The 21420-nt window shown below is 73.6% G+C and carries 21 protein-coding genes and 1 tRNA gene; 8 read left to right on the plus strand and 14 right to left on the minus strand.

Annotation, left to right across the window (positions count from 1 at the left end):
- Positions 1–11: 11 nt before the first annotated feature.
- Together rsmI and ABEB17_RS17345 are read right to left on the minus strand one after the other, a co-directional pair.
- Positions 12–863 carry a 16S rRNA (cytidine(1402)-2'-O)-methyltransferase gene (rsmI, locus tag ABEB17_RS17340; RefSeq protein WP_345718006.1) on the minus strand — a complete coding sequence of 284 codons (852 nt, stop codon included), beginning with the start codon at positions 861–863 and terminating at the stop codon, positions 12–14.
- On the minus strand, positions 860–1648 hold the full coding sequence (locus ABEB17_RS17345; protein WP_345718007.1) for an SDR family NAD(P)-dependent oxidoreductase: 789 nt from the start codon (positions 1646–1648) through the stop codon (positions 860–862). The genes rsmI and ABEB17_RS17345 overlap by 4 nt, the downstream gene beginning before the upstream one ends.
- 33 nt (positions 1649–1681) lie before the next feature.
- On the opposite strand from ABEB17_RS17345, the gene ABEB17_RS17350 reads away from it, so the two are divergent.
- The 5 genes from ABEB17_RS17350 to ABEB17_RS17370 all read left to right on the plus strand — a co-directional run bounded on the left by ABEB17_RS17350 (position 1682) and on the right by ABEB17_RS17370 (position 6965).
- Complete coding sequence (locus tag ABEB17_RS17350) at positions 1682–3292, plus strand: dolichyl-phosphate-mannose--protein mannosyltransferase (RefSeq protein WP_345718008.1); 1611 nt, start codon at positions 1682–1684, stop codon at positions 3290–3292.
- A 37-nt stretch (positions 3293–3329) separates the two neighbouring features.
- Positions 3330–4622 (plus strand): glycoside hydrolase family 15 protein, encoded by a 1293-nt coding sequence (locus ABEB17_RS17355; RefSeq protein ID WP_345718009.1) that lies wholly within the window; start codon positions 3330–3332, stop codon positions 4620–4622.
- Positions 4623–4710: 88 nt separating this feature from the next.
- Positions 4711–5061: a YciI family protein gene (locus ABEB17_RS17360; protein ID WP_345718010.1), complete on the plus strand. Its 351-nt coding sequence runs from the start codon at positions 4711–4713 to the stop codon at positions 5059–5061.
- Positions 5062–5068: 7 nt separating this feature from the next.
- The gene (locus ABEB17_RS17365) at positions 5069–6277 is read left to right on the plus strand and encodes an RNA polymerase sigma factor (protein WP_345718011.1); all 1209 of its coding nucleotides are present in this window, start codon (positions 5069–5071) and stop codon (positions 6275–6277) included.
- Positions 6278–6311: 34 nt separating this feature from the next.
- Complete coding sequence (locus tag ABEB17_RS17370) at positions 6312–6965, plus strand: alpha-ketoglutarate-dependent dioxygenase AlkB (protein ID WP_345718012.1); 654 nt, start codon at positions 6312–6314, stop codon at positions 6963–6965.
- A gap of 26 nt (positions 6966–6991) precedes the next feature.
- Here ABEB17_RS17370 and ABEB17_RS17375 read toward each other — a convergent pair whose 3' ends face one another.
- The 11 genes from ABEB17_RS17375 to ABEB17_RS17425 form a co-directional block, all read right to left on the minus strand.
- Complete coding sequence (locus ABEB17_RS17375; RefSeq protein ID WP_345718013.1) at positions 6992–7840, minus strand: aldo/keto reductase; 849 nt, start codon at positions 7838–7840, stop codon at positions 6992–6994.
- A 97-nt stretch (positions 7841–7937) separates the two neighbouring features.
- Positions 7938–8423, minus strand: a complete 486-nt coding sequence (locus tag ABEB17_RS17380; protein ID WP_345718014.1) for an SRPBCC family protein — start codon at positions 8421–8423, stop codon at positions 7938–7940.
- On the minus strand, positions 8420–8791 hold the full coding sequence (locus tag ABEB17_RS17385) for an ArsR/SmtB family transcription factor (RefSeq protein WP_345718015.1): 372 nt from the start codon (positions 8789–8791) through the stop codon (positions 8420–8422). The genes ABEB17_RS17380 and ABEB17_RS17385 overlap by 4 nt, the downstream gene beginning before the upstream one ends.
- 151 nt (positions 8792–8942) lie before the next feature.
- Positions 8943–9015, minus strand: a tRNA-Ala gene (locus ABEB17_RS17390).
- A 64-nt stretch (positions 9016–9079) separates the two neighbouring features.
- The gene (locus tag ABEB17_RS17395) at positions 9080–10000 is read right to left on the minus strand and encodes a hypothetical protein (protein ID WP_345718016.1); all 921 of its coding nucleotides are present in this window, start codon (positions 9998–10000) and stop codon (positions 9080–9082) included.
- A gap of 33 nt (positions 10001–10033) precedes the next feature.
- The gene (locus ABEB17_RS17400) at positions 10034–10669 is read right to left on the minus strand and encodes a GNAT family N-acetyltransferase (RefSeq protein ID WP_345718017.1); all 636 of its coding nucleotides are present in this window, start codon (positions 10667–10669) and stop codon (positions 10034–10036) included.
- Complete coding sequence (locus ABEB17_RS17405; protein WP_345718018.1) at positions 10669–11139, minus strand: MogA/MoaB family molybdenum cofactor biosynthesis protein; 471 nt, start codon at positions 11137–11139, stop codon at positions 10669–10671. Before ABEB17_RS17405 ends, ABEB17_RS17400 begins: the two co-directional genes overlap by 1 nt.
- On the minus strand, positions 11136–11654 hold the full coding sequence (gene moaC / locus ABEB17_RS17410) for a cyclic pyranopterin monophosphate synthase MoaC (protein ID WP_345718019.1): 519 nt from the start codon (positions 11652–11654) through the stop codon (positions 11136–11138). The genes ABEB17_RS17405 and moaC overlap by 4 nt, the downstream gene beginning before the upstream one ends.
- Positions 11651–12877 (minus strand): molybdotransferase-like divisome protein Glp, encoded by a 1227-nt coding sequence (glp, locus tag ABEB17_RS17415; RefSeq protein WP_345718020.1) that lies wholly within the window; start codon positions 12875–12877, stop codon positions 11651–11653. Before glp ends, moaC begins: the two co-directional genes overlap by 4 nt.
- Positions 12874–13770, minus strand: coding sequence for a UTP--glucose-1-phosphate uridylyltransferase GalU (galU, locus tag ABEB17_RS17420; protein ID WP_345718021.1), 897 nt, complete (start codon positions 13768–13770; stop codon positions 12874–12876). The genes glp and galU overlap by 4 nt, the downstream gene beginning before the upstream one ends.
- Positions 13771–13816: 46 nt before the next feature.
- Positions 13817–15829, minus strand: coding sequence for a sensor domain-containing diguanylate cyclase (locus tag ABEB17_RS17425; protein WP_345718022.1), 2013 nt, complete (start codon positions 15827–15829; stop codon positions 13817–13819).
- Between the two features lie 113 nt (positions 15830–15942).
- On the opposite strand from ABEB17_RS17425, the gene ABEB17_RS17430 reads away from it, so the two are divergent.
- On the plus strand, positions 15943–16572 hold the full coding sequence (locus tag ABEB17_RS17430) for a 5-formyltetrahydrofolate cyclo-ligase (RefSeq protein WP_345718023.1): 630 nt from the start codon (positions 15943–15945) through the stop codon (positions 16570–16572).
- Here ABEB17_RS17430 and ABEB17_RS17435 read toward each other — a convergent pair.
- Entirely contained in the window at positions 16556–19111 is a 2556-nt protein-coding gene (locus tag ABEB17_RS17435) for a penicillin acylase family protein (RefSeq protein ID WP_345718024.1), read from the minus strand. The two genes, ABEB17_RS17430 and ABEB17_RS17435, sit on opposite strands and share 17 nt — an antisense overlap.
- A gap of 77 nt (positions 19112–19188) precedes the next feature.
- Between ABEB17_RS17435 and ABEB17_RS17440 the strand changes: the two genes are divergently transcribed.
- Together ABEB17_RS17440 and ABEB17_RS17445 are read left to right on the plus strand one after the other, a co-directional pair.
- Positions 19189–20715, plus strand: a complete 1527-nt coding sequence (locus tag ABEB17_RS17440) for a potassium/proton antiporter (protein ID WP_345718025.1) — start codon at positions 19189–19191, stop codon at positions 20713–20715.
- Positions 20716–20719: 4 nt separating this feature from the next.
- Positions 20720–21382: a hypothetical protein gene (locus ABEB17_RS17445; protein ID WP_345718026.1), complete on the plus strand. Its 663-nt coding sequence runs from the start codon at positions 20720–20722 to the stop codon at positions 21380–21382.
- The last annotated feature ends 38 nt before the right edge of the window (positions 21383–21420 follow it).

Here is a 21420-nt window from a genome sequence, read left to right on the forward strand (position 1 = left end):
ATCATGCACGTTCACCCCGGGCGGCGGGCGGCGAGGACGGCGTCGTAGAGCTCGCGCTTGCTCACCCCGGACGCCGCCGCCACCTCCCCGGCGGCCTCCTTCAGACGGGCGCCCGAGTCGACGAGCTGCTGCACGCGCGGGACCAGGGACTCCACCGAAACCTCGGACGGCGCGGCGCCGGCCACCACGACGGTGATCTCCCCCCGGACCTCGCCGGACTGCGCCCAGTCGACCAGCTCGGCCAGTCCCCCACGCAGCACCTCCTCGTACGTCTTGGTCAGCTCGCGGCAGACGGCCGCCGGGCGCTGCGGCCCGAACGCCGCCGCCATCGCCGCGAGCGACACCGCCAGCCGGTGCGGCGCCTCGAAGAAGACCATCGTGCGCGGCTCGTCAGCCAGCGCGGCCAGTGCCCGGGAGCGCTCGCCGGCCTTGCGGGGCAGGAAGCCCTCGAAGCAGAACCGGTCCACGGGCAGCCCGCTCACCGCGAGCGCGGTGAGGACGGCGCTCGGGCCCGGCACGGCACTGACCCGCACCCCGGCGGCCACCGCGGCGGCGACCAGCCGGTACCCGGGGTCGGACACGGACGGCATTCCGGCATCGGTCACCACGACCACGGTGGCGCCGCCGACGAGCGCCTCGACCAGCTCCGGCGTCCGCTTGGACTCGTTGTGCTCGTGGTAGCTCAGCACCCGGCCGGCCAGCGTGATGCCCAGGGCACCGACGAGCCGGCTGAGCCGCCGGGTGTCCTCCGCGGCGACGAGGTCGGCACCGGCCAGCGCCGCGGCCAGTCGCGGCGGCGCGTCGGCGACGTCCCCGATGGGCGTGCCGGCGAGCACGAGCAGGCCGCTGCCGGCAGTACTCACGGCGCGCCGAAGCGACGTGCGCTGGCCCGGTGCTGACCGCCGTCCACGACGACGTCCGAGCCGGTCACCCAGGACGCGCGCTCGCTGAGCAGGAAGGCGACGACGTCCGCGACCTCCTCGACGGTGCCGAGGCGGCCCCAGGGGAACTCGCCGGACTCGAACTGCTCGAAGGCCTCGGGGTCGCCGAGCCGCAGCGAGTCCCAGCCGCCGCCGGGGAACAGGATGCTTCCCGGGCTGACCGCGTTCACCCGGATCCGGTCGCCGGCCAGCTCGTCCGCGAGCACCCGCGCCAGGTGGATCTCGGCGGCCTTGGCGACCGCGTAGGTCGTGCGCGGCGCGACCCGCGAGCCGGTCACGCTGGTGACGAACACGATGGCCCCGCCGCCGGCGCGCACCAGGTGCGGGTAGCCGGCGCTGACCAGGGCGGCGGCGTGCCCGGCGTTGAGCTCGAAGGTGGCGGTGAAGTCGGCCGGGTTGCTGTCCAGCAGGTTGCCGCCCACCGTGCCGCCGGCGTTGGCGACGAGCCGGTCCAGGCCGCCCAGCTCGTCCGCCACCGAGTCGACGGCGGCGGCGAGGGCCGCGTGGTCGGTGACGTCCACCTTGCGGGTCACCACCCGTCCGCGGTGCCGGCCCACCTGCCGCGCGGCCGCCGCCAGCCCCTCGGCTCCTCGGGCCAGCAGGGCGACGTCCGCGCCCTCGGCGGCCAGCGCGTCCGCGATGCCCAGGCCGATCCCCCGACTCGCGCCGGTGACCAGCGCCCGGCAACTGCTCAGACCCAAGTCCATGTACGGACCCTACGGCTTGCCTACGATGGCGCCGTGACCACCGCTGCGACGACCGCCGCGACGCAGCCGAGCACTGCCGTCGAGAAGCTGCGCACCCACCTCGTCGGCTACCGACCGTCCGGCCGGTTGTGGGGGTGGCTCGGCCCGCTGGCGGTCACCGCGGTCGGTGGGTTCCTGCGCTTCTGGCACCTCGGCAACCCGCACCAGCTCGTGTTCGACGAGACGTACTACGTGAAGCAGGGCTCGTCCTTCCTGGACTACGGCTACGAGCGCTCGATCGACCCCAGCTTCAGCGGGACGCCGGACACCGCGTTCACCCACGGCACGACCGACGTCTGGGGGCAGGCGGCCGACTTCGTGGTCCACCCACCCGTCGGCAAGTGGATGATCGCCGGTGGTGAGTGGATCTTCGGGCAGGACAGCTCGTTCGGCTGGCGGTTCACGGTCGCGTTGTGCGGGACGCTCTCGATCCTGATGACCGCGCGGATCGCCCGACGGATGTTCGGCTCCACGCTGCTCGGCTGCGTCGCGGGCGTCCTGATCGCCTTCGACGGTCACCATTTCGTGCACAGCCGGACGTCGCTGCTCGACCTGTTCGTGATGTTCTGGGCGCTCGCCGCGTTCGGGGCGCTGCTGATCGACCGGGACCACGCGCGGGAACGGCTGGCGGTAGCGGTCGCCCGAGCCAGGTCGAGCGCCGGCTCAGCGACGACGAACGCGCGGCTGGCGGGGTACGGACCGGGCCTGGGGCTGCGGCCGTGGCGGCTGCTCGCGGCGCTGTGCCTGGGCCTGTGCTGCGGCACGAAGTGGTCGGGCGTGTACTTCCTCGCGGCGTTCGGGCTGATGACGGTGCTCTGGGACGTCGGGGCGCGCCGGGCCGCCGGCGTCGAGCGCTGGTTCGCGGGCGGGCTGCTGCGGGACGGCGTCCCGGCGTTCCTCACCGTGGTGCCCATCGCGCTGCTCACCTACCTGGCGTCCTGGACCGGCTGGTTCCTCACCAAGGGCGGCTGGGACCGCGAGTGGGCGAAGGCTCATCCGAGCGACTCCTGGGTCCCGGACGCGCTGCGCGGGCTCTGGCACTACCACCAGGAGATGTACCACTTTCACGTCACGCTCTTCAGTGACCACCCATACAAGACGAATCCATGGTCGTGGATGATCCAGGGCCGGCCCACCTCGTTCTTCTACGAGGGCAAGACCAAGGGCCAGGAGGGCTGCCTCGTCGACCAGTGCAGCAAGGCGATCACCTCCATCGGGACGCCGACGCTGTGGTGGGGCGGCGTGGCGGCGGTCTTCGTGCTGCTCGCGATGTGGGCCCTGCGGCGCGACTGGCGGGCCGGCGCCATCCTGGCCGGGCTGACCGCCGGGTACCTGCCCTGGTTCGCGTTCCAGCACCGGACCATCTACTCGTTCTATGCGATCGCGTTCGTGCCGTGGATGGTGCTGGGCGTGACCTACGTGCTCGGTATGGTGCTCGGCCCGCGCACCGCGAGCCCCACCCGACGCCTGGTCGGCGCAGTGGTGAGTGGCTCGTACGTGGTGATCTGCGTCATGCTGTTCTTCTTCTTCTGGCCGGTCCTGACCGCACAGGTCATCCCGTACGCGCAGTGGGCGGCGCGCATGTGGTTCCCGAGCTGGATCTGAGCTCCCACCATTCGAGCTCCCAGGAACTGAGGCGCACGTGACGCAGTCCCGCGGTTGGCGGCCCTGGCCCCGCCAGGGCCGTCGCCGGCGTGCCCTCTTCGCCGCGCTCGTCGCGGCCGTGACCGGGTCGCTGGTCTGGCAGGGCCTGCTCGCCGGGTCCGCGCAGTCCACCGCACCGCTGCTCACCACGTCGTCCTGGCGGGTGGTCACGGACCCCACGGGCAAGTCCGCCGAGGGCGCCGCCGCCCAGGGGCCGACCGCCGAGAACGCCTGGGTGGCCCAGGGCAGCGACCCCGGCACGGGGGGACGCTGGGCGGACATGACGCACTGGGCGCTCGTCGACCTGCGCCAGCTGTCCGGCAAGAACGGCTCCATGTCCGCCGGCGCGGCCCGGTACTGGTCGTACACGTGGCCGCGGGACGCCGCCTTCGCAGCCGCCGCACTGGCCCGCACCGGCCACGTGGGCGAGGCGTGGCAGATGATCGACTTCCTGCGCAGCGTGCAGGAGGACGACGGTGGCTTCGAGGCCCGCTACCGCCCGGACGGCACCGGCTCGCCGGACGCCCGTGAGCGCCAGTCGGACGGCGCGGCCTGGGCGTTGTGGGGCACCGCGCAGGTGCTCGCGCAGACGAAGGACGACGACGCCCGGGTGGCTCAGCTGGTCGCGCACTACGACATGGTCGACGAGGCGTCCGACTACCTGATGCGGCTCACCTTCTCGGGCACCACGATGCCGCCACCGGGACCGGACTACTGGGAGGTGCCGACCCGCAAGCTGACCCTGGGCACCGCGGCTCCCGTGCTCTTCGGGTTGCGCGCCGCGGCCCAGCTCTACGGCGAGCTCGGGTCGCCGGCGCTGGCGACGAGGGCCTCCGGCGCCGCCGACCAGTACCAGCGCGTGCTCTACCAGACCTTCGCCCGCAAGGGTTTTCAGCGCTATCCCGCGGGCGGTGGCGTGGACGCCGCCATCACCTTCCTGATGCCGCCGTTCGTCGAGCACCCGCGAGCCGACGTCGTCCGCGCGTGGCGCAAGTACCAGCGCGACGCCGAGCGCCCCGCGGGCGGCCTCGCCCCGGGGACCTCGTGGAAGAACGACGGCATCTCGTGGACGCCAGAGGTCGGCCTGGTCGCGCTGACCGCCGCCGCCTCGGGCGACCAGACCCGCGCCGAGCACTGGCTGGACTGGCTGGACTGGCACCGCGTCCCGTGGGGCAGCCTGCCCGAGAAGGTCCTGGGCGACGGCTCGCCGGCCGGACCGGCACCACTGGCCTGGACGGCGTCGTCCGTGCTCATCGCCGTGGCGACGCTGCGCGACCGCGGGACGGGCTGAGGGCAGGATCGAGCGCAGGTGTCGATCCGGCCGGTCGCCGTTCGTGTAAGGGGTGACCGACCGACCTGATCGACCTAGGAGGTGCGACATGCAGCAGTACCTGCTCAGCGTGTACCAGCCCGAGGGCCCCATGCCCGACCAGGAGTTCCTGGACCAGATCCAGCGCAACCTCGACGAGCTCAACGCCGAGATGCGCGCCGCGGACGCGTGGGTGTTCGCCGGCGGGCTGCACGCCCCCAGCACCGCGACCGTGGTGCGGGCCAAGGGTGACGAGGTGCTCACCACCGACGGCCCGTTCCTGGAGGCCAAGGAGTACCTCGGCGGCTTCACCATCGTGCAGGCGCCCGACCTGGACGCCGCGCTCGAGTGGGGTCGCAAGCTGACCCGGGCGACCACGCTGCCCATCGAGGTCCGCCCCTTCTCCTGGCAGACGGACTGAGCGGTCCGTGGTCTCGGCGTCCGGGATCGAGCAGGTCTTCCGGGCCGAGTACGGGCGGGCGGTGGCCGTGCTGGTCCGCGTCCTGGGTGACATCGACCTCGCCGAGGAGGCCGTGCAGGAGGCGTTCACGGTGGCGGTGGCCCGGTGGCCGGACGACGGGCTGCCGCCCAGCCCGGCCGGCTGGATCATCACCACCGCCCGCCGGCGGGCCATCGACCGGCTGCGCCGCGAGGCGACCCGGGCCGACCGGCAGGCGCAGGCCGCGCTGTTGCACGCTCAGGACGAGCCCGTCGAGGAGGGCGCCGTGCGCGACGACCGGCTCCGCCTGCTCTTCACCTGCTGCCACCCGGCGCTCGCCCGCCCCGCCCAGGTCGCGCTCACCCTGCGGCTGCTGGGCGGCCTGAGCACCGCGGAGGTGGCCCGGGCGTTCCTCGTGCCCGAGCCGACGATGGCTCAGCGGCTGGTGCGGGCGAAGGGCAAGATCCGGGACGCCCGCATCCCCTACCGGGTGCCCCGCGAGGCGGACCTGCCGGAGCGGCTCGGCGGGGTGCTCGCCGTGATCTACCTGGTCTTCAACGAGGGTTACACCGCCAGCTCGGGAGCGGAGCTGGCGCGGACCGACCTCGCCGCCGAGGCCGTGCGGCTGGCCCGGCTGCTCGTCGAGCTCATGCCGGACGAGCCCGAGGCGCTGGGCCTGCTCGCCCTGATGCTGCTGGTGCGGTCCCGGGAGCCGGCGCGGGTCGGTCCGGACGGCGCGCTGGTGCCGCTCGACAAGCAGGACCGGTCGCGGTGGGACGCCGGGCTGGTCCGCGAGGGCCAGGACCTGGTGCGCCGCTGCCTGCGGCGCGGCCGGCCGGGGACGTACCAGCTGCAGGCCGCGATCCAGGCGGTGCACAGCGACGCCCTGACCCTGGCCGCGACCGACTGGCGTGCGGTGCTGCGCCTGTACGACGACCTGCTGGCTGTGGCCCCCACCCCCGTCGTCGCGCTGAACCGGGCGGTCGCCGTGGCGGAGGTGCAGGGGCCGGCGGCCGGGCTGGCGCTGGTCGACGACGTCGAGCTGCCGCAGTACTACCTGTGGCACGCGGTGCGCGCGGACCTGCTGCGTCGGCTGGGCCGCGACGGCGAGGCGCGGGCGGCGTACCTCGCCGCGTCGGATCTCACCGACAACGACGCCGAGCGCGCCTTCCTCCTCGTGCAGGCCGGCGCAGACTAGAACACCAGTTCGATTTCAGGTAACGTGGGGCGGCATGACGGCCACCGTGCACGCCGCCCTGCAGGGCGGGCTCCAGGGCTCCCTGCTGGACGTCGGCGACGAGCTCGAGCTGCGCTCGCTGGGGTCGATGCGGCGGACGATGCTGGGTGACGGCGCCTGGGTCGACCTGCGGCCGGGTTGGCTGGCCGGGTCCGACGTTCTGTTCGACCACCTGGTCGAGCACGTCCCGTGGCATGGCGAGCGCCGGCAGATGTACGAGCGGGTGGTCGACGTCCCCCGGTTGCTCAGCCACTACGGGGAGGGCGACGCCCTGCCGCACGAGATCCTGACGACGGCTCGCTCCATGCTGGACGCCCGCTACGCCGATGAGCTCGGCGAGCCGTTCGTCACCGCCGGCCTGTGCCTGTACCGGGACGGTCGCGACAGCGTGGCCTGGCACGGCGACCGCTTCGGCCGCGGCGCCACGCACGACACCATGGTCGCCATCCTGTCGGTCGGCACCGCCCGCACCCTCGCGCTACGCCCGACCGGTGGCGGCGGCCCGACGCACCACTTCCCGCTCGGGCACGGCGACCTGGTCGTGATGGGCGGGTCGTGCCAGCGCACCTGGGACCACGCGATCCCGAAGACCACCAAGGCCGTCGGCCCGCGGATCAGCATCCAGTTCCGCCCCCGCGGCGTGCTCTAGGCCGGTCGCCGCACGGGTGATGCGGCTCAGTCGGGGATGTAGTCGAACTCGTCGGGGTTGGGGCCGGTGCGCCCCTGCTCCCCGCGGTCGAGGCCGCCGACCGCCGCGAGCTGGGCGTCGTCCAGCTCGAAGTCGAACAGCTCGAAGTTCTCCTTCACCCGCTCCGGCGTCACGGACTTGGGGAAGATCACGTCACCGCGCTGGATGTGCCAGCGGAGCACGACCTGCGCCGGGGTGCGCCCGACCTGCTCGGCGACAGCGGTGATCGCCTCGTCGTCCAGCACGCCACCCTGGGCGATCGGTGACCACGCCTCGGTGACGATCTGGTGGTCGTGGCCGTACGCGCGCACCTGCTCGTTGGTCAGGAACGGGTGCACCTCGATCTGGTTGACCGCCGGCACCGTGTCGGTCTCGGCCGCCAGCCGCTGAAGGTGCGCGACCTGGAAGTTGGAGACCCCGATCGACCGCGCCCGACCGTCCTTGGCGAACTCCTCCAGCACCTTCCAGGTGGAGACGAAGTCGCCGTCGTAGCGCGTCGGCAGCGGCCAGTGGATCAGGAACAGGTCGACGTAGTCCGAGCCGAGCGCCTCCAGCGTGCGGTCGAAGGCCCGGCGGGCGTCGTCCGGACGGTGGAAACCGTTGTTCAGCTTGCTGGTGATCCACACGTCCTCGCGGTCGAGGTCGCTCTCGCTCACGGCCTGGCCCACCTCGCGCTCGTTCCCGTACATCTGGGCCGTGTCGATGTGCCGGTAGCCGATGTCGAGGGCGGCCCGGGTGGCCTGCGCCGTCTGCGCCGGGTCGATCTGGAAGACGCCGAACCCCAGCTGGGGGATCGCGCGCCCGTCGTTCAACGTGATGGTGGGAACGGTGGTCACCGGTCGACTCCTCGGGTGCGGACGTACGGGCGGACCTAGCGATCCTCGCGGACGCCAGGGCCGCCCGCATCCCGGCGCCCCACCACCACAGCCCTGGTCAGCCCCCGGCGAGCAGCTCGTCGAGCTGCTCGTAGCCCTCGACGACGCCGACGTCCATGCCGCTGGCCATGATCATGTCGCGGATCTCCATCGACTCGACGACCGACAGGACGGTCGTGCGGGTGCGCCCGTCGCCGAGGTCCTCGAGCGTCAGGGTGTCCAGGCTGACGCCGTCCGGTGCGCCGTCGAAGCTGAAGGTCTGCACGATGCGGTCCTCGCGGACGTCGTGGAACGAGCCCCAGAAGCCGGCGATCCGCTCGCCCTCGCGCCAGGCCGTGTAGCGGTAGCTGCCGCCGGTGCGCAGGTCCCAGTGCTCGATCGTCATCTCGAGGTTGCGCGGACCCATCCAGCGGGCCACCAGCTCGGGGTCGGTCCAGGCGCGGAAGACCTTGTCCCGCGGGTGGTCGAAGTCGCGGACCACCTTCACGGTCGGCAGCTTCGGGTCGGCCTCGATGCGGGTCTCGTGCGTTGCGGTGGTGGTCACGATGCTGCTCCTGCCTGGTCGGGGCCGGTCGTGCGGACCGTGCCGTCGTCGTCCATCTGGTCGAGCAGGGCGTCGAGGCGGCGGTAGCGCTCCTCGGCCTCCTTCCGGTATCGCTCGATCCACTTCGTCATGAGGTCGAACACCTCCGCCTCGAGGTGCCGCGGCCGGCGCTGCGCGTCCTTGCTGCCGCTGACCAGCCCGGCGTCCTCCAGCACCCTGAGGTGCTTGGACACGGCCTGGACCGAGACGTCGTAGGGCTCGGCCAGCTGGCCGACCGTGGCGTCCGCGGTGGCCAGCCGGGCCACCAGGTCACGCCTGATCGGGTCGGCGAGGGCCGCGAACACCCGGGAGAGCTGGTCGTCCGCCACGACGCCTCCTTCGTCAACCGTTTGGTTGAGGACGACGCTACGGCCGCCTCCAGCCGTTGTCAACCCTTTGGTTGAATAAACGGCGCAACCGCCCTGGCAAAGCAGGAACGGCGACCCGCTCGATGCAGGTCGCCGTCCTCAGGTGATCGGGTGGAGCTGAGGGGACTCGAACCCCTGACCCCCTCGTTGCGAACGAGGTGCGCTACCAGCTGCGCCACAGCCCCTTGAACCGCAGACAAGGTTATCAGCCAGGAGCCACTGCTCCGGACACCCCACCGGTGTTGCGGGTCAGCCGTTGGCCGCGATGCGGCGCTCGAGGATCTCGTCGAGGTCGAACCCGCCGGCCTCGGCCGCCGCGGCCACCACAGCCGGCTCGCCGACCGGCTCGCTGACCGGCTCGGCCACCGGCGCGTCCGGGGCGGGGTCGTTCGAGTACGCCGCCGGGCGGACCTGGACGGGGGGAGCCTTGGGCTTGAGCGTGTACGTCGGGGGCGGCACGGGCACGGGCTGCCAGCTGCCGTCGTCCGGCCCGGACTCGACCTCGGACGACGCACCGTCCACCGCGGCGGCGCTGCCGGCTGCGGCGGCGCGGTCCCGGTTGGCGGCGACGACCTGTCCGACGACGTCCCGGCGCGACTGCCGGCGAGCCAGCGAGGCCGAGCGCAGCTCCTGACGCGCCTGGCGACGACGCTGGTCACGCGCCCGCCGCACCGTGTGCCGCTGCCAGCCCACCATGGCGACCAGCGCGGCGGTGACCAGCGCGCCGAGCCACCAGGCCAGCGCGGTGAACGGGACCAGCAGCCAGACCACGGGGGTGACGACCAGCAGGCCGAGCAGCACCAGCCCGCGGACCGGGGTCCTCGGCGACGCGATCGCCGGACGCGCCGGACGCACCGGACGCTCAGCGACAACCGGTGACGCCGGTGACGGCGCCGGACGCCCCACGGCCGGCGCGCGCTTCACCACGACGTCGGACGGCGGGCGCGCTGACGAGCGCGATGACGGGGCGACCACGTACGAGCGGGGGTTCGGGCGGGACAGCGGCACGGCGCGCACCGCGGGCCGGCGCTCCAGCACGCGCATGGCTTCCGAGAACCGGTCGACGGACCGGACGGTGGCCAGGTGATCGCGACGCCGAACCCAGTGCCCGAGCAGGTAGGCAGCCCAGATGGCCACGATGACCACGAAGATGAGGCTGCTGGGATCCACGGTCACAGACGGTAGGCGCGCTGCGACAAGTGTTCACGCAGGCGGCTCGGTGTGTCGCGGATGAGACTCGTGTGGTTTCTGTGACTGGACGTCGTGCCAGCGCCCGAGCAGGCCACCGGGGCCGAGCTCCTCGCGGGTGAGGGCGAAGGTCCGGTGGTCCCGCCACGCCCCGTCGATGTGCAGGTACGCCCGCCGCAACCCCTCGTCGCGGAAGCCGAGCTTGTCGACGACGCGCAGGCTCGCGGCGTTCTCCGGCCGGATGTTCACCTCCATCCGGTGCAGCCCTAGCGTGATCAGGCAGTGGTCGGTGGCCAGCGCCACGGCGGTCGGGGTGATCCCGCGACCGGCGACGTGCTCGGAGACCCAGTACCCGACGTTGGCCGAGCACAGCGACCCCCAGCCGATCCCGCTGACCGACAGTTGGCCCACCATCACCTCGCCGTAGGTGATGGCGAAGGGCAGCCCGCGTCCGCCGCGCGCCTCCCGAGCCAGGGCGCGGACCAGCTGGGCGTAGGACATCCCGGGGGCCTGCGGGTCCGGCGGCGTCGCCTCCCACGGCTCGAGCCAGTGCCGGTTCGCCGTCCGCAGCTCGCGCCAGCGGGCGCCGTCCCGCAACCGCAGCGGCCGCAACCCGACCAGCCCGTCGGACAGCGTGACCGGCCAGGCCATCAGTGGTCGCCGCCGCGGATCTGCTCCACCGCGTGCACCAGCACGGGCGACAGGACGGCGAGCCCGTCCCGGCAGCCGCCGGTCGAGCCGGGCAGGTTGACGACCAGGGTCCGACCGGCGATCCCGGCCACCCCCTGGGAGAGCATCGCGGACGGAACCCCTTGGGCGACACCGAAAGCCCGGATCGCGTCGGCGATGCCGGGCGTCTCGCGGTCCAGCACGCGCCGGGTCATCTCGGGCGTCAGGTCCCCCGGCGTGAGCCCCGTGCCCCCGGTGGTCAGGACCACGTCGATGCCGTCCGCGACCGCGGTGCGCAGCGCTTGCTCGACGGGCTCACCGTCGGGCACGACCACCGGGTCCGGGACGTCGAGACCGAGCTCGCGCAGGCCCGCCACCAGGATCGGACCGCCGCGGTCGGCGTACACCCCGGCACTGGCCCGGTTGGACGCCGTGATCACCAGGCCCTTCACGCCGGCGCCTCGCCGGGCTCGACCCAGTCACCGGAGCGGCCACCAGACTTCGCCGTCACCCGGACGTCGGTGATCCGGGCGTGCTTGTCGACCGCCTTCACCATGTCCACCAACGCCAGTGCCGCCACGGTGACGCAGGTGAGCGCCTCCATCTCGATGCCGGTCCGGTCGGCGGTCCGCACGGTCGCGGCGATCTCGACGCCGTCGTCCACGACCTCCAGCTCCACGACCGCCGCGTGCACCGCGACCGGGTGCGCCAGCGGCACCAGGGTCGGCGTCAGCTTGGCGGCCTGCAGCCCGGCGATCCGGGCGACCGCGAGCGCGTCCCCCTTGGGTACCTCACCGTCGCGCAGCGCGGCGACCGCGGCGGGCGAGAGCAGCACCCGGCCGCGGGCCGACGCCGACCGCGCGGTCACCGGCTTGCCGGACACGTCGACCATCCGCGCCGCCCCGCGCGCGTCGACGTGGGTGAGCCGCGCCTGCTCGGGCTGGCCCTCGGGCTGCTGCTCGCTCATCGGGCCCGCCGGTCCAGCACCAGGCAGCGCACCTCGTCACCCGCCTCGACCCGGGTCACCGCCTCGGGCACCACGACCAGCGCGCTGGCCCGGGCCAGCCCACCCAGCACGTGCGAGCCCTGTGCGCCGGACAGCCGGACCACCCGCGACCCGTCCTCGGCCGTGCCGAGCTCGGCGCGGGCGAGCTGCAGCTTGCCGGGTGGCGAGGACCATCCCTCCAGCGCCGTCGCCATCTCGCTGCGCCGGAACAGGCCCCGGTGGCCGGCCATCTTGCGGATCGCCGGCCGGACGAACATCTCGAAGGACACGTAGGAGCTCACCGGGTTGCCGGGCAGGGTGAAGATCGGCGTCGCGTCGGGGCCGACCGTGCCGAAGCCCTGCGGCATCCCGGGCTGCATCGCGACCTTGCCGAACCAGACGGTGCCCAGGCCGCGCAGCACCTCCTTCACCGTGTCGTAGGCGCCGGCGCTGACCCCGCCGGTGGTGACCACGAGGTCGGCGCGCACCAGCTGGTCGGTCAGCGTCTGCAGGAACGTGCCGGCCTCGTCGCGCACCACCCCGACCCGGTACGGCCGGGCGCCGGCGTCGATCGCGGCCGCGGTCAGCATGATGCCGTTGCTGTCGACCACCTGGCCGAAACCGGGCGTCACGCCGGGGTCGACCAGCTCGCTGCCGGTGGACAGCACCACCACCCGCGGCTGCGCGTGCACCTTGACCCGGGCGCGGCCCACGGCCGCCAGCAGGGCGAGCTGGGTCGGGCCGAGCAGCGTGCCCGCGCTCAGCACGCGGTCACCGGCTCGGACGTCGCTGCCGGCCACGCGCACGTGCTGCCCGGACGGCGCCGCTGCACTGAGCAGCACCGTGCGCACGCCGCCGTCGCTGAGCTCGACCGGGACGACGGCCTGGGCGCCGGACGGCAGGGGCGCCCCGGTCATGATCCGCATCGTCTGCCCCGCGGCCAGGTGCTGCGCCGTGGTCGAACCGGCCGGGATGTCGCCGACCACGGGCAGCTCCACCGGGTGCTCGGACGACGCCGCCGCCACGTCGGCGGCGAGCACCGCGTAGCCGTCCATCGCGGAGTTGTCGAAGCCGGGGACGTCCATCGGGCTCACGACGTCCTCGGCGAGCACGCAGTCCTGCGCCTCGAGCAGCGCCAGGTCGATCGGGTCGAGGGGCTGCACACCGTCGAGGCACCGTTGCAGGTGGTCCTCGACGCCGATCACGGGCGCGACCTCAGCCAGCTGCTGAAGTCCTTCCCGAACTCCGGGTGGCCCTCGGCGAGCTGGACCACGGCCTGCAGGTAGCTGAGCCGGTCGCCGGTGTCGTAGCGGCGGCCGCGGAAGATCACCCCGCGCACCCCGCCGCCGTCCTCGGGAGCCATCGCAGCCAGCTCCTGCAGCGCGTCGGTCAGCTGGATCTCGCCGCCCCGGCCGGGAGCGGTGTGCCGCAGCACCTCGAAGACCGCGGGGTCGATCACGTAGCGCCCGATCAGCGCCAGGTTGCTCGGGGCGTCCTCGGGGGCGGGCTTCTCCACCAACCCGGTCACCCGGACGACGTCCGCGCCCTCGTCGGCACGCTCGTCGATGGCCGCGCAGCCGTAGAGGTGCGCCTGGTCCGGCGGCACCTCGAGCAGTGCGATCACGCTGCCACCGTGCTCGGCTCGCACCCCGAGCATCGTCTCGAGCAGGGTGTCCCGCGCGTCGATCAGGTCGTCGCCGAGCAGCACCGCGAACGGCTCGTCGCCGACGTGCTGCGCGGCGCACAGCACCGCGTGGCCGAGCCCCTTCGGGTCGCCCTGGCGGACGTAGTGCACGTCGGCCAGCACCGCGGCGTCCCGGACGCGCTCCAGCCGGAACTCGTCGCCCTTCGCCTCCAGCGCCTGCTCGAGCTCCCAGCTGCGGTCGAAGTGGTCCTCCAGCGCGCCCTTGTTGCGGCCGGTGACCATCAGCACGTCGCTCAGGCCGGCCTTGACCGACTCCTCCACCACGTACTGGATGGCCGGCTTGTCGACGACCGGCAGCATCTCCTTCGGGATCGCCTTGGTGGCGGGCAGGAACCTGGTTCCCAGACCGGCCACGGGGATGACGGCCTTGCGGACCGGGCGCTCGTCGCTCATGCGGGCCAGGCTAGCGGCAGCCGGTGACGGCGACGTGTCGAGGAAGTCACCGGTCCAGGACCGGCTCCTCCCCTGCGGCCAGGCCCTGGGGCGGAACGTGCGACGTCGCGGCGACCTGCCACTGGTTTCGCCCCGCCCGCTTGGCGGCGTACAGCCCGTCGTCCGCGGCCCGCACCAGGTCGCCACTCGCCGACCCGTGCATCGGCAGGGAGGAGATGCCGACGGACACGGTGACGTCCACGCTGTCCTCGCCGACGATGAACGGCTCCTCGCGCACGGCCTCGCAGATCCGCTCGGCCAGGTGCTCGGCGCCCTCGGTGTCGGTCTCGGGGGTGACCACGACGAACTCCTCGCCGCCGTACCGGGCCACGGTGTCGACCTCGCGCACCACGCTGGCCAACCGCCGGGCGAGCTCGCGCAGGACGGCGTCCCCGACCGTGTGCCCGTAGGTGTCGTTCACGTTCTTGAAGTGGTCCAGGTCCAGCAGCAGCACCGACAGCGGCCGCTCGAACCGGCTCGCGCGCTCGACCTCGCGGGCCAGCGTCGTGGTCATGTGCCGCAGGTTGCCGGCGCCGGTCAGCGGGTCGGTCACCGACAGCCGCTGGGCCTCGCGGTGCAGCAGCACGTTGTCGACCGCGATGCCGGCCGGGCCGGCCAGCGAGACCAGCATCGCCTCGGCGTCGGTGTCGTAGGCCGGGCGCGAGGGCTCGCGCTCCACCACGATCACCCCGACCGTGTGGTGCCCGCGACGCAGCGGGGCGGCGAGCGCGGGCCCACCGAGCACCGTCGTGGAGTCCTCGTGGCCGTGCCCCAGGCGCCGCGGCATGCCGTCCACGGCCACCTCGCCGGCCAGGTCGCCGCCCAGCGGCAGCCGGCGCACGACCGCGCGGGGGGCGCCGGCCGGCACCGACGCGCGCGCCACGACGGAGCCGCCCTCGACCAGCCAGGCGGTGGCCCGCTGGGACTCGGTCGCGGACGCCGCGGCCGACAGCACCGTGCCCAGCAGCCCCTCCAGGTCGTGGGTGCGCTCCAGCGTGTCGCCGAGGCGTGCGACGTTCTCGCGCAGCAGGTTCCGGCTGCGCTCCAGCTCGGTGAGCTTGAGCTCCAGCTCGTCGGTCATGTGGTTGAAGGCGCCGGACAGCCGGCCCAGCTCGTCCTGCCCCGCGGCGGGCAGCCGGGTGCTGAGGTCACCGCGGGCCACCCGCTCGGCGGCCTCGGTGAGCGCCAGCACCGGCCGGGTCAGGCTCGCCGCCAGCCGGACCACGAGCAGCATGCCGATCACCAGGGCGAGCACCAGGGCGAGGGCAAGCCAGCCTTGGGTGAGCGCCAGACCTGGCGCGGCGATGGCGGCCGCGACGCCGCAGTACTGACCCTGCGCCTTGGTGGAGATCGCGACCTTGCGGTCCTCGATGTCCCGCACGCCGGGGCTGGACGCCGCCGCCATCCGCAGCTTGGCGCCCAGCGCGCCGGTCTGGGTGGAGACGCCTCGGCCCTGGGGGCAGGCCAGCGCGAGGTCGGTCTCCGACGGCAGGCCGAGCACGGCCGCCAGCGCGTTGAGCCGCTGCTGGTCGTAGACCTGGCCGACGATCGCGGTGCCGAGCTCGTTGTCCTTCGCGTCGACCGCCTGGACGACCTCGGACACGACGGGCAGCCCGGTCGGCACCAGCGGCTGCACGCCGATGGCACTGGCCTTGGAGCAGGACGAGGTGAGCAGCTCGGAGACCGGCATGTCCGGGGTCGTGCCGGCGGACGCGACGACCTTGCCGTCCTTCACGAACATCGAGAAGCCGTCGGACTGGCGGGAGATCGCGTTGCGAGCCGCGATCTGCAGCTTCTGCGTGCGGGCCTGCAGGGCGAGCACGCGGGCGGCCTCGCCCATGGCCAGGCACCGGGCCTGGAGCGCAGCGCCCACCGAGCTCGCCGCCTGGGTCATCGACAGACCCGCGGCCTGGTTGACCTGGCGGGGAGCGAGCACGCCGATCGCGAGGAGGGCGGCGAGGGCCGGGATCAGCAGCACGACACCCAGCACCACGGCCAGGCGGCTGCGAACCGACTTCATGTCCCCCTCCATCCCCGAAAGTTGCGGCAGGCTCGCGCGCGCGATGTCGTGGCATGGTGGCATGAAAGGCCGAGCGACGTCACGGCGCACCTGGCAATTCGGGACACAAAGGGGTGTTCATCACGAACTTTTCACCAACATCCGAACAGGACCGCCCCGGTACAGCCCCGTCCAAGCCAGAACTTCGGCGGCAACGTCGGGACGTGCGCCGCTCCCGCGAGGATACCGCCGCAGGAGCGGACGGCGACAGACTCGCGGACGTCGTCGAGTCCCTCGCGCCGGTCCGGGCCGCCAGCACCGTGGCGGCCTTCGCCTCGCGCGGGGACGAGCCGTCGACCGGGCCGCTGCTCGCTCGGTGGCGGGCCGCGGGTCGGCGGGTGCTGCTGCCCGTCGTCCGACCAGACCTCGACCTGGACTGGGCCGTGGACGGCGGCGAGCGCCGGACGAGCGCCGTGGTCGACGTCCCGGAGCCCACCGGTCGCCTGCTCGGCGCGACCGCGATCGCCGCGGCGGCCGTCGTCCTGGTTCCCGCGCTGGCGGTGGACCGCCGGGGCACCCGGCTCGGTCAGGGCGGCGGGAGCTATGACCGGGCGTTGGCCCGCACCGCGCCCGGGACACTGGTCGTCGCGGTGCTGCACCCCGGCGAGCTGCTCGACGACCCGCTCCCCCGCGAGCCGCACGACCGACCGGTGCACGTGGTGGTCACGGTGGACGGCGTCGCCTGGCTCAGCTCCCCGGCTTGAGCGTGAGCTCGTCCGAGCTGGCGTCCTTGACCGCGGCCTGGGTGAAGGGCCAGGGGTAGCTGCGGCCGGTGGCCCAGTGGTCGACCTGGTCGTCGTAGTGCGCGTCGTAGGCGTGCCCGGACGCGCCGGTCAGGTTCACCCAGGTCGACTTGTCGAGGTCGGACAGGTCCACCACCATCCGCATCGACGGCACGGCGGTCACCTCGTAGCCCTCGGCCGCGTTCCACCCGGTGGCGTCGACCAGGCCGGACCCGCCGCCGAGCTCGATCGGGCCGCGGTTGACCATGGCCCGGATCGGCCCCGGCACCGACGGGCCGCCCAGCGGCGTGTGCTCGAGCTCGAGCCGGTGCAGCCGGCCCCACTGCCAGCGCGACGCGTCCTTGCCGAGCTGGCGGGTCAGCTCCAGCCGCGCCGACACCATCGCCTGGCGCACGATCTCGTCCCGGTTCTCGATGGCGCCCGGCGTGGCCCGGTTGTCCCACCACGGGTCGCTCTTGCGCTTGAGCAAGGTGGTGACGACCTGGAACCAGCGGTCCCCGCCGTCGGCCTGCAGGTCGTCCCCGAGCTCGTCGTCAAAGCCCAGCCGCATCAGGTTGCGCCACACCGCGTTGTAGTACGCGGCGGCCGCGGAGTCTGGTGGCTGGGTGTAGTTCCAGCCCTTGAGCAGCTGCTGCGCCTCGCGGGTGAACGCGTCGTCCGACAGGTCCGTGGCCAGCAGCAGCGGCACGAGCGTGGGCGCCATGCCGTTGCGGTTGTCGAACTGGATCTTCGCCATGTCCGCGGCGGTCAGCCCGGTGCGGCCCTGCAGCAGGTCCCGGATCCGCTGCGAGCGGTAGCCGTAGGACCAGTCCTGGGTCAGGTACGGGTCGTCCGCAGCCTGGACCTGCTGGTTCGCGGTCACCACGAAACCCTCGGGCGGGTTCTCGACGGACGGCATCTGCGCGAACGGGACGTACGAGGCCCACCGGTAGCGGCTGGACCAGCCCGGCACCGGCCAGCGGCCGTCGAAGCCCTCGCGCACCGGGACCTTGCCCGGGGACTGGTAGCCGATGTTGCCGTCGACGTCGGCGTACACGAGGTTCTGCGACGGCACCTCGAACTGTGCGGCCGCGGCGCGGAACGACGGCCAGTCGGTCGCGGTGTCGATGGCGAAGATCGCGTCCGCGGTCCGCCCCGGGCTCAGCGCCGTCCAGGACAGCGCGACGTCGTACGTCGGCGCCTCGGCGTCGTTGTCCCGGTAGTCGCGGCCGGCGTCCTTCACGTCGTCGAGGACGTCGGACAGCAGCGGCCCGTGCCGGGTGGTGCGGACGGTCAGCGGGACGTCGTCCCCGCCGCGCACCTTGATCGTCTCCTCCCGGGACTCCACCTGGGTGTACCGGCCGTCGTACTCGACCTTGTCGCCGACGAGACGCTCGAGGAACAGGTCGGTGACGTCGGGCGCGAGGTTGGTGAACCCCCAGGCGACCCGGGCGTTGTGGCCGATGATGACGCCCGGCGTCCCGGAGAAGGTGAACCCGGCCACGTCGAACGGGCACTGGGCACTGACCGTGCGGCAGTGCAGGCCCATCTGGTACCAGAGGCTGGGGATCGCCGGCGACAGGTGCGGGTCGTTGGCCAGCATCGGCTTGCCGCTCTTGGTCATCGACCCCGCGACGACCCAGGAGTTGGAGCCGATGCCGTCACCGCGGCCCATCAGCTCGGGCACCGACGCGAGCGCCTTCTGGGCCAGCGCGAGGGCCGAGCGCCCGGACGGCGCCTGCGCGGCCCGCACGGTGCCGGACGGAACGGCGGCCGCGCTGCCGGCGCCGACCGTCGAACCGGTCGCGGTGTCGGCCTCGGACAGGATCGGCGCGTGGTCCTTGGTCGGGTACGGCGGGTACAGCTGCTCGATCCGCCGGGTGGACAGGTACGCCGAGAGCCGGGCCCGGGTGATCTCGTCGTCGTAGTTGCTCTTCAGGTCCCAGGCCATCGCCTTGAGCCAGGCCAGCGAGTCCACCGGCGTCCACGGCTCCACGTGGTAGTCGGGCAGCTGCAGGTCCAGCACCGCGTACTCCACGCCGAGCTCGGACGTCGAGCGGCCCGAGATGTAGGCGTTGACCCCGTCGGCGTACGCCTGCAGGTACTGCCGGCTCGACGGGGACAGCAGCGGCAGCTCCTGCTCGGCGACCCGCCGCCAGCCCAGGGTGCGCACGACCTTGTCGGCGTCCAACGCGTCCTTGCTCTCCCCCACCAGCTCCGAGAGCCGGCCCGCGGTGATGTGCCGGCGCAGGTCCATCTCGAAGAAGCGGTCCTGGGCCTGCACGTAGCCCTGCGCGGCGAACAGGTCGTCGGCGGTGTCCGCGTACACCTGGGGCACGCCCTGGTCGTCGCGCAGCACGGTGACCGGGGCACTCAGGCCGGGCACGTCGACGTCCCCGCCGCGGTCCGGGAAGGACCGCCGGACCACCGTCGTGACGGCGATCGTGGCCACCAGCGCGACCACGACGAGCGCGGCGCAGACGACGACGAGGACACGAACGATCGGGTTCAGGCGGGCCACGCTGCGAGACTAAGCCACCTGCACCCCCGCACCGGACACTGGAGGCCGCGAGTGACCTCACGAACTGGGCACGGCTGGTGACAGTCGACCTGCTCAACCAGTCGCTGCTCGTGGGCGCCGTGGTGGTGCTGGTGGCCGTCGCCGCGGTGCGGTTCTCGTTGTCCTCCGGGCTGCCCTCGCTGCTGCTCTACCTCGGGCTCGGCGTGGTGCTGGGCGAGGCCGGCCCGCTGGGGATCAAGTTCGACAACCAGGAGCTCACCCAGGTGCTCGGCTTCAGCGCGCTGGCGCTGATCCTGGCCGAGGGCGGCCTGACCACCCGCTGGACGACGGTCCGGCACGCCCTCGCACCGGCGTCCGTGCTGGCCACCGTGGGCGTCCTCGTGTCGGTGCTGGTCGTCGGCGCCGCCGCGCACCTGCTGCTCGACCTGCCCTGGACCGTGGCCATGCTCGTCGGTGCCGTGCTCTCCTCCACCGACGCCGCCGCCGTGTTCTCGGTGCTGCGCCGGGTGCCGATCCACCCGCGGCTGGCCGGGGTGCTGGAGGCCGAGTCCGGGCTGAACGACGCCCCCGTCGTGCTGCTGGTCGTGGTGCTGTCCGAGCAGGCGACCAGCCACGGCGCGCACCACACCTGGTACGAGCTGGTCGCGCTCGGCGTGTTCGAGCTCGCCGCGGGCGCTGCGATCGGCCTGGCCATCGGCTGGCTCGGGGCCCAGGGGTTGCGCCGGCTCGCCCTCCCGTCGTCCGCGCTCACCTCGCTGGCCGTGCTCGCGCTGACCATCACCGCCTACGCCCTCGGCGCGAACCTGCACGCCTCCGGCTTCCTCGCGGTCTACGTGGCGGGGCTGGTGCTCGGGAACGCCGAGATGCCGCACCGGGCGGCGGTCCGCGGCTTCGCCGAGGCCGTCGGCTGGCTCGCCCAGATCGGCCTGTTCGTACTGCTCGGGTTGCTCGCGTCGCCGAGCGACCTGCGCGACCAGCTGTGGCCCGCCCTGGCCCTCGGCGCGGTGCTGCTGCTGCTCGCCCGACCGCTGTCCGTGCTCGTCTCGCTCACGCCGTTCCGGATGCCGTGGCGCCAGCAGGCGTTCCTGTCCTGGGCGGGCCTGCGCGGCGCCGTCCCGGTCGTGCTGGCCACCGTGCCGGTGACCACCGGTGTGCCCGGGGTGGAGTGGCTGTTCGACCTGGTCTTCGTCCTGGTCGTCGTGTTCACCCTGGTGCAGGGCCCCACGCTGCCGTTCATGGCGCGCAAGCTGGGGGTCGAGCACACGATGGACAGCCGCGACCTGGCTGTCGAGTCCGCCCCGCTGGACGAGCTGGGCGCCGAGATCCTGCAGGTCAGGATCGGGCAGGACTCGCGGCTGCACGGCCTGGAGGTCTTCGAGCTGCGGCTGCCCCGCGGCGCGAACATCGCCCTGGTCGTCCGCGAGGGCGAGAGCTTCGTGCCGGGCGACCGCACCGTGCTGCGCCGGGGCGACCAGCTGCTCGTGGTCGCCACCCAGAAGGTCCGGCGGGACACCCAGCGCCGGCTGCGCGCGCTCAGCATGGGGGGCCGGCTCGCGCTGTGGGGCAAGCGGGCGGAACGCCAGCCGGGCCGGCGGCTACCGTAGCCGGGTGACCAGTGCGGCGGTGGCCCCGACCACCGGAGGGCCACGCGCCGTGCGCGCGGGTGCCTTCGCGCTGGCCGCGGTGAGCCTGTCGCTCGCCGCGCACACCATCGCCGGTGGTCCGCTGCCCGCTCCGCTCGCCCTGCTCACCGCGGTGGTCGGCGTCGGCTGCGTGGCGGTCGCCGCGACGGGGCGCCGGATCGGCGGCCTCGGCATCGGGGCCGGCCTGGTCGCGATGCAGGGGCTGCTGCACGTCTGGTTCTCGCTGACCGGCGGGCACGGCTGCGACGTCGGCGGCATCGTGCTGTCCGGTCACCACCACGGTGCGGCGGCCTGCGCGCAGGGGGTGAGCGCGGCGGCCACCGCGTCGCACCCGGCAACCTCGTCGAGCGCCGGTGGGATGAGTGGCCTGGCGATGCCGGTCGCGCACGTCCTGGCCGTGCTGCTCACCAGCGCGCTGCTGGCCCGCGGCGAGCGGGCGCTGTGGCAGCTGGCCACCCTCGCCCGCACCTACCTCACCTCCGGGTCGCTCGTCCCGGCCCGCGCCACGGTGGACGCGGCGCCCGCCGTCCGGCGTCCGGCACCGGTCGACGTCCGGGTGACCGGGCCGGCGGACCCGGGCCGCACGGCAATCGGGCGGCGCGGGCCGCCCGCGCTCGCCTGCGGCTGAGCGCCCCCGCGTGCGGGGGGCCGGCCGCTGCCGACCCA

Origin of the sequence: Angustibacter luteus (genome assembly GCF_039541115.1) — a bacterium.
GTDB lineage: Bacteria > Actinomycetota > Actinomycetes > Actinomycetales > Angustibacteraceae > Angustibacter > Angustibacter luteus.